15 protein-coding genes are annotated in these 13,134 nt (G+C 45.0%); 12 read left to right on the top strand and 3 right to left on the bottom strand.

Annotation, left to right across the window (positions count from 1 at the left end):
• Positions 1–25 precede the first annotated feature (25 nt).
• Positions 26–982: a CpaF family protein gene (locus IPP74_07765; GenBank protein MBL0319170.1), complete on the top strand. Its 957-nt coding sequence runs from the start codon at positions 26–28 to the stop codon at positions 980–982.
• Between the two features lie 394 nt (positions 983–1,376).
• On the opposite strand, the gene IPP74_07760 is transcribed toward IPP74_07765, so the two are convergent.
• Complete coding sequence (locus tag IPP74_07760; GenBank protein MBL0319169.1) at positions 1,377–1,769, bottom strand: hypothetical protein; 393 nt, start codon at positions 1,767–1,769, stop codon at positions 1,377–1,379.
• A 158-nt stretch (positions 1,770–1,927) separates the two neighbouring features.
• Between IPP74_07760 and IPP74_07755 the strand changes: the two genes are divergently transcribed.
• From IPP74_07755 to IPP74_07705, 11 genes are read left to right on the top strand one after another with little or no spacing between them, the layout of a single operon-like run.
• On the top strand, positions 1,928–2,242 hold the full coding sequence (locus IPP74_07755) for a VirB3 family type IV secretion system protein (GenBank protein MBL0319168.1): 315 nt from the start codon (positions 1,928–1,930) through the stop codon (positions 2,240–2,242).
• A gap of 29 nt (positions 2,243–2,271) precedes the next feature.
• Positions 2,272–2,586, top strand: a complete 315-nt coding sequence (locus tag IPP74_07750; protein MBL0319167.1) for a hypothetical protein — start codon at positions 2,272–2,274, stop codon at positions 2,584–2,586.
• A 59-nt stretch (positions 2,587–2,645) separates the two neighbouring features.
• Positions 2,646–5,225 carry a hypothetical protein gene (locus IPP74_07745; protein ID MBL0319166.1) on the top strand — a complete coding sequence of 860 codons (2,580 nt, stop codon included), beginning with the start codon at positions 2,646–2,648 and terminating at the stop codon, positions 5,223–5,225.
• Positions 5,222–6,007: a hypothetical protein gene (locus IPP74_07740; protein ID MBL0319165.1), complete on the top strand. Its 786-nt coding sequence runs from the start codon at positions 5,222–5,224 to the stop codon at positions 6,005–6,007. The genes IPP74_07745 and IPP74_07740 overlap by 4 nt, the downstream gene beginning before the upstream one ends.
• Positions 6,004–6,879 (top strand): type IV secretion system protein, encoded by an 876-nt coding sequence (locus IPP74_07735; GenBank protein MBL0319164.1) that lies wholly within the window; start codon positions 6,004–6,006, stop codon positions 6,877–6,879. Before IPP74_07740 ends, IPP74_07735 begins: the two co-directional genes overlap by 4 nt.
• A gap of 7 nt (positions 6,880–6,886) precedes the next feature.
• Positions 6,887–7,723 carry a hypothetical protein gene (locus tag IPP74_07730; GenBank protein MBL0319163.1) on the top strand — a complete coding sequence of 279 codons (837 nt, stop codon included), beginning with the start codon at positions 6,887–6,889 and terminating at the stop codon, positions 7,721–7,723.
• Positions 7,720–8,565: a TrbG/VirB9 family P-type conjugative transfer protein gene (locus IPP74_07725; GenBank protein MBL0319162.1), complete on the top strand. Its 846-nt coding sequence runs from the start codon at positions 7,720–7,722 to the stop codon at positions 8,563–8,565. Before IPP74_07730 ends, IPP74_07725 begins: the two co-directional genes overlap by 4 nt.
• 1 nt (position 8,566) lies before the next feature.
• Positions 8,567–9,886, top strand: a complete 1,320-nt coding sequence (locus IPP74_07720; GenBank protein ID MBL0319161.1) for a TrbI/VirB10 family protein — start codon at positions 8,567–8,569, stop codon at positions 9,884–9,886.
• On the top strand, positions 9,876–10,259 hold the full coding sequence (locus tag IPP74_07715) for a hypothetical protein (protein ID MBL0319160.1): 384 nt from the start codon (positions 9,876–9,878) through the stop codon (positions 10,257–10,259). Before IPP74_07720 ends, IPP74_07715 begins: the two co-directional genes overlap by 11 nt.
• Positions 10,249–10,881 carry a hypothetical protein gene (locus tag IPP74_07710; GenBank protein MBL0319159.1) on the top strand — a complete coding sequence of 211 codons (633 nt, stop codon included), beginning with the start codon at positions 10,249–10,251 and terminating at the stop codon, positions 10,879–10,881. The genes IPP74_07715 and IPP74_07710 overlap by 11 nt, the downstream gene beginning before the upstream one ends.
• A gap of 2 nt (positions 10,882–10,883) precedes the next feature.
• Positions 10,884–11,237: a hypothetical protein gene (locus tag IPP74_07705; protein ID MBL0319158.1), complete on the top strand. Its 354-nt coding sequence runs from the start codon at positions 10,884–10,886 to the stop codon at positions 11,235–11,237.
• Between the two features lie 139 nt (positions 11,238–11,376).
• Here the strand turns inward: IPP74_07705 and IPP74_07700 are convergent, their stop codons facing one another.
• On the bottom strand, positions 11,377–11,898 hold the full coding sequence (locus IPP74_07700) for a DUF3299 domain-containing protein (protein ID MBL0319157.1): 522 nt from the start codon (positions 11,896–11,898) through the stop codon (positions 11,377–11,379).
• 2 nt (positions 11,899–11,900) lie between these two features.
• Positions 11,901–13,133: an ABC transporter permease gene (locus tag IPP74_07695; protein MBL0319156.1), complete on the bottom strand. Its 1,233-nt coding sequence runs from the start codon at positions 13,131–13,133 to the stop codon at positions 11,901–11,903.
• Position 13,134 lies beyond the last annotated feature (1 nt).

Raw genomic sequence — 13,134 nt, 5'->3', positions numbered from 1 at the left:
TTCACATTGATGAGGAGATTGGTTTATGGATACACAACCGGATGTATGGTCACTGGTGAGCCATTATTGCCTGCCTGTCCAGCCCTTTTTAGACATGGAAGGCGTAACCGAAATCTGCATTAACCGCTTTGACGATATTTTTATCGAGCGCCATGGTAGAATGGTCAAAGTGGAGGCGCACTTTAGTGATGAGTTTCAACTGGTCAACCTGGTCATGCAAATCAGCCATGCCCTGAACCAGCCGTGCTCCGCCGACCATCATCCTATTCTGGATGCCAGGTTGCCGGATGGTTCCCGCGTGTGCGCCGTGTTATACCCCACTTCCACCAAAGGAACCTCTCTCACCATTCGCGTGGCTCCCAAACAGCGCTTTACACCTGCAATGCTGGTTGCCAATCAGATGCTCACGCAAGACATGTTGGCCCTGCTCACACAGGCCATTGAAGACAAAGCCAATATCGTAATTTCTGGGGGAACGGGTTCGGGTAAAACCACCATTTTATCTGTTTTGAGCCAGCTTATCCCTATTGAAGACAGGGTTATCACCGTTGAAGACACCCACGAACTTCACCTGTTAGCACCCAACAGTATTCACCTCGAAGCTCCTAAACGCCAGGTGAAAGGCGACCATCAACACGTTGATATGGCGCAGCTCATCAAAACCACCCTCCGCATGAAACCCGACCGCATCCTGGTAGGCGAAATTCGTGATGCCCAAGCCGCCATGGCCTTCCTTCAAGCCATTAACACCGGCCATCGCGGCACTTGCACCACCCTTCACGCCAACAACCCCGAAGATGCCATCAACCGACTACAGACCTTAATTGCGACCTATCAGAATTTTTCGTTTGAGACTATACGGCAGCTGGTGATGGGCAATCTTGATCTATTGATACACGTAGAACATATCAGAGGGGTAGGACGAAAAATGACACACCTGACCCGGTGTTTGGAAGGAAAAATGGTTCATTTATACAAGTGATTTAATATCAACATTCGTAAGGAATAGAATGGATAAATAACCTATCCTAAAAATAAGGCAGAGTGAAAGTGTAAGGTTTATGCTACCCCTACTCCTCTACCCTTTTTGGCAGAAAGACGAGAGGCAAAATTAACGTGTTCATTATAATCGCTCAATAATTGAAGACTACTTTGGTAAGCATTTTTTTCTGGCATAAATTCTTATTTTCGTGAAATCACACTTATAATCAGGGCTCATTCTAACATAATTTCAGAGCTCTTTCTCTACAAATCTTCACGGATTAATTAAATTCAACAATTTTAATATAATTTATGTACACTATATTATATAACCATTATGTTTTTGTTATTTATAGAAATATAATAAATATTTTAAAATTTTTTAACTTGGTTGACTACCAGTTTGAATCTCTGTCACATAGCCGTATCTGCTGCTGTCCACTTCGTCGGTCGCGATAGGTTCTAATGCGCTCCTGGCACAAGGTATAACCAGGAATAAGTCGGTATGAATCCATGCGATAATTCGTGTCATTTTCGTCAGGCCCATAGGTCACAATCTGCCTGTCTTCTACCTGATAAGGATAGAGAGTTAGACGCTGCGAAAAAGAGGCAGAAGGTGTGTCCATATCCTTGGTACGGTATGAATCCATACGCAAACCGTAGGTGTGCGTTTCTGGGAAATAACGTAAGGGATCCGTTTCCGACTCACCCGATCCTGGAAAAGCAATTCCAATGATCAAAAGGAAGCTTAATAACGACCACCCTGATTGCTGAAATACCCCTCGCATAGCCCCAATTACCTCACCTTATTCACTTAGTGTACCCCTCTCGGGTTAATGATTATTTTATATTGCATACCTACAGAAAAAATAATTTACAATTTATCTATTGACACGTTGTATTATGTATTGTAAACCTATCGCACCAACACCTAAGAGAATGCACTATGTCAAACCGTCATATCGCTGAAAACCCTCGGGATTCCCGTTACTTCAAGAACATTAGAGCGTTCACCCGAACTGACGTTATCTTGGGGTTACCCTCTATGGTGTTTGTAACAGGCATCAGCCTCAGCCTGGGTTTGGGGGTTGCTCTTCATTGGTATGTAAGCTTATTTATATTATTAGCCTATTTCCCAGTAATGTTTACCATCCATAAAGACGACCCCCAAGCTTTAAAACTGTGGATACGCACCCTATCCCACCGGGAGTATGTTTTTCGCGGCGGCTACCACCATCATTATGCCATTATCTGGCTTTAATCTGACATGTTATCCATAGAGGGAATTTTATGTTAAAGCACACTTACCAAACTCTTTCCATTACACCCGCCCTGACAATGTTAGGAGCAACAAATGCTCTGGCGGGTTATGACATTGGCGCCCCATCCAGTGGTCCCTTTGCCAAACTTGGCGCATGGCTACAGCAATATATCGATTTTATGGATGGCCCGTTTGCGGTGGCTGCCGTTGTTGTCAGTATTATCCTGGCCATTGTTATTTGGAATTTCTCTCCACGTGAAGGCATTATGTCGCATGTACTGAAAGCAGTCATTTCAGGGATTGTCCTGCTTAATATTGGAACCTGGATCGCCAGCTTCAGTTGATTTCAGCGGCGACTTCTTCTCATTCACTCTCATTCATTATTATAATCAAAAGGTATCCTATGCCAACGTTAGCTACGCGGCATGAGCGGGCGGCTTCGTCCTTGCATCAATTTACGTCTGTCTTTGGCGACTTCGCCGTGACCCAATATGGATCGCTCATCGGCGGCATCATCCTGGAAGGTCATGATCCAGATGGTCTCAACGACGTGGAAATGACCATTCTGTCTCTAGCGGCTCGGCAAATATATCAATATCTGCCCGAATCAGTGGTTGTTACTCAGTACTATATTCATGCACCGGGAGCCGCAACCTTGGTTCGGCAGCGCTCCCACCCTATCAGCGAACTTTTATCCACACGCCGCAAAGCATTTCTTGATAACAAATCGTTATCAGGTACGTTTCTGATTCACCTGATAGAAATCCTTCCTAATCGTCGCTTAGATAAATTATCACCACTTGAACTTTTAAAAATATCGGCCCATTCATTTGTTTCTACTAAAGAAAGGGACTTACTTAAACATCTCTTATCGCCACACAAAAAAGTTGTGATCGATCAGGATAAACTGGAGCAGCAATTTACCATCCTTTATACCCTCATTCGCCAAATGACTGAAAAGTGGAAAGCCTTATGCCCAGCCCGCTCCATGTCACTTGGTGAATTATGGCATTACTGTAAATTTCTAAGCTGCCTTGATCCATTTGTGCTGCTGCGTTCACTACCCGTTTATCCACCTGTCAAAAATTGGGATATGCTGCTTGGCCAAACCGGATGTTACACAACCCGCATCGGTGGCGTGGATTGTTTAAAGCTCGACTCCAATCGGCCTCAATACGCACGGCTTGCATCGGTGATTCAATTTGGCAGCGACCGAATAACACCCGGCATGTGGGCTTCTACCCAGGAAAGCCTGGTGCGTTCCGGCAAGCATTTTGTGATCATGCTGCGTTTTCAACCCTTATCCGGCCTACGTAAATCACTGCTTTTTAAATCACACGAAAATCAGATTCTGCGCAAAAACATCAGTGTCCTTTCCTTATTACAGTCGCAACAACCTTCTAACGCGCCTAACCCACACACACTTAAACCCGTGCTTAAAGAACGGCTCGAAGAACTAAACCGCGCGGAAGATACGCCCGATAATTGGGGCATGGCTCATGCAATGGTTGCCGTCTTCGATAAAGATCCTTATGCCTTGAATGAAAATTCCATTGAGATAAAAAAGAAAATGGATACTAGCGGTATGTTCACCTGCTGGGAAAGCGTCAATCTCATTGATGCCTGGAAATGTTTCTTACCCGGTGGCCTAGATAGTGCTACACGCCTTATTCCTGTCACCACCTCCCAATTTGGCGCACTCACCCTGCAATATCGCGAACTAGAAGGACAAATAGAAGTCAACGATTTGACAAATGCGCAGCATCAAAAAGAAGAAGCCCAATATATTTTTCTTACTCACAACAATACACCATTTCATTACAGCCCTTTTATCGGTGGACGGTCGATGGTATTTGGGGTGGGGCCTATACGCTCCGGTAAATCGTTTACCAAAAATACCCTGGCTACTCATTTTTTAAAATATGGTGGCATGTTTAGGGCCATTGATATCGATCCTGGTACCGAACCGATTGCGCAACTATATGGCGATGAAGGTGGTATCTTTAAAATAGATTATGAAGCCAGGCAAGGGTTCAATCTCTTCGCCTCTATGGAATCAAAATATGATTTAAAATTTGCTGCCCATATCAAACAAATGATCATGGAGATGATCAAGCTCAACGACAGCGAAGATTTGCAAATCATTGACGCGCAGGAACAGGCCCATCTCGACCGTGCTGTCCGTGCATTGATGTTCTTACCTAAAGAACATCAAACGCTTTCAACTCTTATTTTTCATACCTGTCCATCGTTGCGCCAAAAAATGGCACGTTGGATACGGGGCACTAATGGGGAACCCGACGGCTCCTTCAGTCACACCTTCGACTGTGTAGAAGACGCTATCGGCTCACTCATCAAACCCGTGGCGGTATTTAATCTGGCTAACGTAAAAGACATAAAGCCCCTGTTTCCCCTTGTCATGTTAGAGATTTTTTACCGTATCACGGGTTTGTTCGAAAATCCGTTTCACCGGCATTTACCCAAATTACTGGATGTTGACGAAGCGCATGCGTTCCTTAAAGTGGATTTTATCCGCGATTACATCGTACGTTCCGTGCGCACCTGGGGTAAATGGAACGGTGGCATTAATTTATGGACGCAAAGCCCCAAAGAATTTCTTGATGTGCCCGATTGGCCAGCACTGCGTTCTGCCGCCACTACCTTTTTCTTTATGGCAGACCCACAATTAGATCCAGGCCTTTACCAGGAAACTTTCCATATCAGCGAAGGCGAATGCGAAGCCATTAAGTCGCTAATTCCCAAACGTGAAGCCTATATCGTGCAGCGCGAAATTGGCATTTCTAAGAAAATTATCCTGGAAGTCGAACCAGAACAATATGTGGTATCTACTTCAACACCGTATGAAGTGATGATGCGCCAGAAAAACATCCATGAGTGGGGCGTGGAAGAAGGTATTAAACGTACCGTTGATGCGCTGAACAATCGACATTTATCGATTACCCATAAGGGAGAAAAACAATGACAATACGGTGGCATGTTCCCTTATCCCTCTCCTTGTTTTTTACTGGTTCACTCAGCTTATCGCAAACCTGCCACGCTAACGGATTTCCTGTCGTAGATGTGGCGAGCATCGCCCAACTGGTCACCGAATATAATCAAATGATGACCGAGTATGCGCAATACCTCAATCAGGTCACCGGGTTAATGGATAAATTTCCCAACCAGGATTGGTCAGGGCTATCGTCACAATCCACAGCTTATTATGGATCGGGTTCGCTTTCTTCCGTTGCATCAACACCGGTTTCTGGTTCTGGTTACCAGCAAAATCTGGAAAAAGCACTTCAGGGTTATGGCGCGTATGTGCCCCCTTCACATCAAGTGAATCAATCCTGGCAGGATGTTGGCATGACTCTTGGCAACAATCATCCGCTTTCCGTGCAAAACGAATTAAACGAACAAAATGCTTCGCGCCAGCGTGATATTTATCAACAGGTTTCCACCAACCAGGAACAAAGTGAAAAGCGCCGTGATATCATTACCAAACATCAACAAATGCTCAAAAAACTTGGTAGTGAGTCCGATTTAGCCACCATGCAATTCATGGCTTCGCAAAACCAGGTGATCATGGACCAGCTTGAATCACTTAATAGTGAACTCAACCAGATGATGCTCACGCAGGAAAGTTCTCACGCCATGCAGGCCGAACAATCATCTCATGCCATCCAGCAGGAAATCAGCAGGCTGCACGAAGAAATTTCATCTACCCCCAAACCGATGGGCCGCGATAACTGGGGACATTTATGACCGATCAATCCTACGATTCTATCACCCATTACCTGGATCGATTCTGGCAGCAGGCTGCCACTGCCATACAGCAGGTCATTCATGATTCTGAACTACAGAATTATGCGTTTATGCTCTGGGCGAGCTTCTCATTTATCATGCTGGCGCATTTATTATTCCAATATGTTGTCAACGGCACCTCGCTTGGTAACATTATCCAAACCGTTTTGTTAATCGCTACCGTACGTATATTGATGAATCATTATGATGATCTCACGTCTGCACTATGGGATACCTCCGAAGGCATTTCTTCTGGTATCCAACGCGTGACGCTTGGCACCAGCGATTTATGGTTTGCCAGTGGATTCATTCAAGATGTGATGGGCGCAATCAGCAGCGAGCCCATTTCGTGGACCTCTCCTGTAAAAATTATCCTCGCCACTTTTTTTCTTTACACCTCCAGCTGTTTTTTAACCATCATGGCATTCGTGGCCGCTACTTGGTCGTTATGGGGATATGTGATGGCTAAGATGATTGGCTTCTTCATGGTGCCCCTCATTCTCTTTGAACGCCTTTCCTGGTTGTTTGATGGATGGCTGCGCTTGTTTATCGGCTTTCTCCTCTACGGTATTTTAGCCCGCATCAATGTCATTTTATGTGTCATTTCGATCCAAGCCTTTTTTGATCTACCGTCTGGCCAATTGCCTACCGGCCAGAGTTTCTTTTTTTCGATGGAGCATATGAGCGATTTGATCGGCCTCTTCTGCATCATGATGTTGAGTATTTTTGCACTCATCAGCTCCGGAAAATTTGTTGGGATTATCGCCGGAGGCGGTTCTGGTTTTGGCCAGAACATGCGCGAGATCATGCACAGTATCAGTCACATGAAATGAGTTACCTATGGAACATGCACCCCACTTACACCCACATACTCATCCGCAATCATCGACCTCGCCTGCACTCGAGGTAGCCGCCATCATACCGGTTGAAGTCACCGATTCTATTAAAAAACACGATCCACTTATTCGCGAAGCGGTTTTGTCGGTTGATCGTAACCGCTGGTGCCTGGCTGCCTGTTTTTTAATGGTAGCGTTGCTGATTGCCCTGCTTGAAATCTTTATTATCCATCAGCAATTTGCACACCAGGTAAAAGTGGCCTGGGTTAAAATGACACCATCAGGCACCTGGGATATTGAATTTTATGACGAAACCAGGCAAGTCGAATTTTTCCCTGCGACCATCGATTATATGCTGTCGCGCTTTGTCGAAAGGCGCTATTCCAAGAATCCCTATTCCATCCGTTTTGATTATGGGTTTTCTCAACAATTAATGAGCCAGCAACTGGCACAGCAATTTATTTCACCTAATCAATTTAATGCTCCGCAGGTTGCCGCCGATTTTATGAGCTGTACCAGTTGCCCCGAAATTAAAATAACCATGCGCAACATCAATCATTTTGATTCCGAAAAAACCCATTTCAATACCCAACCAGGCCATCTTTATCGCACCAATGTCTTTGTCAGGGAATCATCTTATTACCGCGATGGCACTCTCAAAGAAGAAGCCAACAAAATTGTTTTTCTCACCTGGCGCCTCAAAAGTAAATCCGATATTGAAGCCGATAAATCAATGCTGCGCATCAATCCTATCGGCATTGAAATTTTATCCAGCGACTATCTCGATGATCCCGCCTCACCAGAAAAATCAAAGCCGCAATCTGTCAAGGAAACCATATGAATAGACCATCGAAACGACATTTCTTACTCGGCACTTTAAGTGTTTTTATCCCGATTCATTCTGCCTATGCGTCCACCAATCACAGTGGGGATAGCTGCCGTATTATTCACTGGCAACCTGATCAGCTTAATCATCTGCAAGCAACCATGGACCACGCCACCCATGTGATCCTACCTAAAAAAATATTAGGACAACCGATTGTCGGCAATCGCGAATTATGGAACGTTGAAGGTCAAGGCACTCATTTATTTATTAAACCCAACAGCGACCTGGATGAAGGCAAACAAACCACTGTCACCGTCATTAATCTTGATAATGAATCCTATGATTTTGTAGTTAGTCGTGCCGATATGCTGGATGAGCCCTGTATTCGCATCACTCATGACGGCAATTTGATCACGGATAATGCACTGGAACATTATACCCAGTCTTCCGATTCAACCATTGCCAGTCTCAAAAGCCAGATCACCACCCTGCAAACCCAAATGAAAGAACAAAAGAAACAGGAACTGGAAAAAATTCAACAGGAAGTCAGTTACCACCGCCAGCATATTTATACCCTCTATAGCTGGGATAAAAGCACGGGCTGGCTCGGCAGTAATGCCATTGACGATATTTGGGATGATGGCCGGTTCACTTACATCCGCATGACCCAGGATAATAAAGGATTATTCACCATTTCCGCAACATTGGATAAAGAAGAATCGATCATTGAATATACCTACGATGCTTCCTCAAAAATCTATCAAATTGCTGGCATCTTTGCCGAATTTAAACTTAAAACTTCGTCTCACAGTTTAACAGTCACCCGTAAAAATGCCAATACCAGGGGAAGTTATTAATATGGATAACAAACAGCCCGCACCCCCTCCTCCTCAACCACCCACAACTACACCTTCCGCACCCAAAGCATTTGCCGAATCAACACCAGCTTATCGCAAGAAAGCTCAAATTTATTTGTTTACGGTGATTGGGTTTTTAATTCTAGTGCTGGCATTTGATGTGATCTCTAAGCTTCGCAAGGAACCTAAATCACAAGATGCCAGCCTACAGCAGGCACCTGCGGCCAATAGCAGTGTTGCCGATTTTGAACAGCGATTTCAACAAGCAGCCCGCAAATCGCAGGATCCCTTGTTGCGCCCAATGAATGGCGACGACCGTCCCGTATTACCTGCGGTACTCACTAAATCCAGCACTGATTCACTCTTTACCTCCCCTCAACAAATGGCAAATGGCACAGACAATCCCATCCACCTAGCAGAAGAAAAAAGAGTGTATCTGTCGCGACGTGCACCTTTTGAGTTAGCGCTGGAAACAAATAATCCATCCTCACGAGCTGCATTGAACGCAAACAACAATAAACCCATGCAAACAACCGAAGAAATACGGCAACATCTCGAGCAGGAAAAAAAACGTGTCCAGCAATTACAGGAAGCATTGCTACATCCTCAAACGATGAGCATGAATCCCAATGAGGCATCTTCCAATTTACCTCAGTCAGGCTCCGCCAGTTCTGCACCGCATCAACCATTGCAAACACAACAGGAACAAGCTGCTGGCACCTGTGTACTTGCCAGCACCACCATCATTTATGCCACCTTAGACCAAGTCGTCATAAGCGATTATGAAGGGAGCTGGCGTGGATTAATTACCCATGATGTCTATGATGTTAGCCACCGGGCGATCCTCATACCGGCCGGTTCAAGAATAATAGGTAAAACGCTGCGAATTAAAAATATAAATGAGCCCATTCAAGCACGCATGGGGATGACGGTTAATAAAGTGATTTTACCCACCGGGGAAACGATTTCATTTGAAAAATCCTCGCTGCTGGATCAAATGGGCATCGGTGCCGTTGCCGACACAGTTGATTACCACCTCCTGGCGCAATTTATGGGAGTATCTGCCTATGTGTTGCTGACGTATCAAACCAATACCACCGATTCAAATGATCCTAATTCTCCTAATTACGGTCTAAGCCAATCTATCCAACAGCAATTTGCACCCATTGCCGCCAAATACCTGTCGCTGACTCCCTCCATCACACTACGGCAGGGCCTCACGCTGCGCATTATGGTAGAAGATAATCTCTACCTTAAACCTTGGAAAAATTTGATTCTACTTTCTCCACCTTTATTTAAGGAGACCACTCATGCGTGCTAGTTTTCTCTGCTGCTTCTTTCTGTTGATAGGTTCTACCGCCTTAGCCAAATCAAACTACGGTTATAACCCGCTTCATCTCTCCTTTCGGCCCTATTTTCCTGAAGATATCACCTCCAAAGGCGCAGCTATTCAGTATATGCTTAACCCCATCGGGTATCATTTCATTACCCGCTCACCTGCCACCGAACCCATCGATGCATTAGCTTCTGAGCTCCTACCCAAAGAATCACAACCAGACGAACCCGTGATACTTGAAACCTATTTACAGCGACTCGCAGGTTCTTCCTACCGGATTGTTGTTGATCACGCCCACAAACTACTCACATTCGAACGTGTCTTACCCCCTATAAAGGAAATATCCCATGCAGACTAACCTTATAATCCGACTTGTTTTGGCCCTTATCACAAGCAGTTTCCTGCTTTGTTTCATGAATGGCTGTATACCACAAACCCTTGAGCACCCCGCCAAAGACGAACATACACCTATTGAAAAAGACCTAACCCAATCACCTCCTCCAGAACCGCAAACGCTGGAAGATAGTCCTGAGCCAGGAAGTGATGAACCTCTTGGCGATCAATCCACTCACGATAAACCTATCAACGTCAAAGCCATGAACCAAAAACCTATCCCTAAACACCACGCTGTAACCAAACCCGATTTTACGATCCCGTTTGATTCCACCAGTACAACTCCAAAAGAAGAGCCGGATTACCAGGCCCTCCTTAAAAACCCAAACCGTAAACCGCTTCTCGTGTTGATGAGTTATGCTTATGGAGATGATTACATCGATCCCGATCATCTAGCCTCCGAACGTATCCACACCATCATGGCCGGGCTAACGCAGGCCGGCTTAACGGAAGAAAGTATGATTCCCATTACTTCATGGGGATCAACCACCCGTACAGATATCCCCAATCATAGCGTCATTGGATTATTTATCGATCGAAGTGATATCGGTAAGTACCTCACTAAAACCACACGCAAAAAGGATTAGTTATGCGAACCATTATCCTGAGATGTTTATTCTTTCTCTTCACGGTCATCATTCCCCATGCCGGAATTGCCGACAATCCTTATGAATTTGACTGGGACAGCCGCAACGACATGCGCGGCGCATGGGTACTCTGTAGTTCAAGTGGGTTCGTCGGGGGCAATTGCCCGCAGATCCTCGAAAAATGCTGGCAGGCACCCATGATTTATTTCATTAAGCTGAAAAAGAACAGATACAAAGTCGCCACTTATTGCGTCGATGCTGCCCATTTCTCAATTACCGTTGATGACGTCAATAGCGCTCTTACAGAAGCCAAACGCCGTGTTGCATCTGGCATTCCTTTTAGCGATTGGGAATAGTTGATAAAGCCAATCGCAGGAGGTAGCTCTGATCTTTGGTAGAGCGGTGGGCGGTCTACTTAAGGGCTACCTCTTGCGATTGGCTTTGAAGTTCCTAATCTCATTTATAAATCCCCCCCCCTGTTGCTTACAGAAGGGCTTACTCATCTAGCTGTGCCTGCCTCAAAATATAGAACACACCATTTGGGTCTTTGGGTGTTAGATGCAGGCGCCCCTTTATACGAATAGGATGATAAGAAAATTTGATAGGTTTTGAAGTCACCACTTCAACCACTTGGTTAGGATTCACATGATAATGGAATGGGCAAGATGGCGGAAAAGGGCCAAACAGGAAATCAGATTGCTTTTCTGCTTCCTGAAGCGGGAACATATAGCCCATTAACGTCACCACCTGGCCATCAAGCGCCTTGATGTCTGCTGAATAATGAGGCAATAGCACAAAATATTTTCCGAGCAAATCAGACATTTCTTTTTCTGTTGATTTTGTTTGAGCAAATTTTTCCCATGGAACCGCACCCTTGCTAACCTGTAATGGCTTAATCCCCGTTTCAAAAATACCGGGATCATCCACTTTTGTCGTCAAGATGGCTTCCGCAACACAAGGAGTTATGCACCATAATGCTATGAGTAATCCTTTGATTAATAGGTTCATTCTACTCATCGTCACGTCCTTCTAAGTAATGATGCCACTTCAACACGATACGACTGAATGGCAGGATATAAAGCAGCCATAACAGCTGTCACCACTAACGCAAGATTAAGCCATATTTCTTCTATTTGAAGTGGATAAAGCAGGGGAAGCCCATATTGCACATCGCGTAACCAGAATGCCATGACGCACAACCCTATACGGGCAATAAGCTGCCCTAAAACAACACCTGACACGACCAATAATAATGCCTCGACGATCATCTGCACCGAAACCCGCATCCGCGATGCACCCAGTACCCGCATCAGTGCAATATCGTAACGACGTTCTCTCATGGTATTCGTTAGTGCCACCCAAACACTCAACAATGAAAATGCCATTAAACCATACCCCATCGCTTTAAGCACCTCTTTACCAATGCCTAAAACATGGAACAAACGCGTCACTTCAAATGCCGGGCTTGCTGCCTGCATCTGTGTCCTTTGATTAATAATTCGCGGAAGTGTCATCGCCGCAACAGGAGAGCGATATTTGATCAGTAACGCCGTTATTTCATGCTGGGGTGAAACGGTTTCCAACATCGTATGTTTATGCTGATGGCTTGCCATTTCTGCGCGCTCTTGGTGTTCTTCTTCTTCATGAATATCCCAAACACTATCGACCGATGTTAAGATTAAACGATCCATCACCGTACCTGTTTTTGGCATAATACCCACCACCACATATTGATGATCCGCATGTGTATTCCCCCCAGGTATCAACCCATGGCTTCCAGCAAAGAGATTACCAATATTCATATTAGCGCTGGTGGCGACATCTGCGCCAATAACCACTTCCATCGATTTATGCCAAAGCCTTCCCGCCGCCAAGGCCGATGCATAGAGACTGGTAAAGATAGGCTCGGTTCCCACAATTCGAAAGCCCTGGTAATTATCACCAAGCGCCAACGGGATAGCTAATTTCACCTGAGGATGGTGCATTAATGTTTGTGCTTCACTCAATGCAATATTACCTGTAGGAATATCCACATGATAGACCGATGACAAGATAAGCTGTAATGGACTTCCTTTAGCACCTACCACTAAATCAATTCCAGCAGCATCCTTGTCTAATCTATCTTCTAAGTGCCTGGAAAGCAGCAATACGATGGTGATTGTGGCAATACCAAGTCCAAGCAGCATAATATTGAAGAATGAGTTCCAAAACCGGTACCGTAAATAAGCAAAACTAAGTGCAATGATATTCATG

It is taken from the genome of Alphaproteobacteria bacterium (genome assembly GCA_016722515.1).
Classification (GTDB): domain Bacteria; phylum Pseudomonadota; class Alphaproteobacteria; order Rickettsiales; family JADKJE01; genus JADKJE01.
The sequence above is the reverse complement of the archived record's forward strand: the minus strand, read 5'-3'. Positions and strand labels throughout refer to the sequence as shown.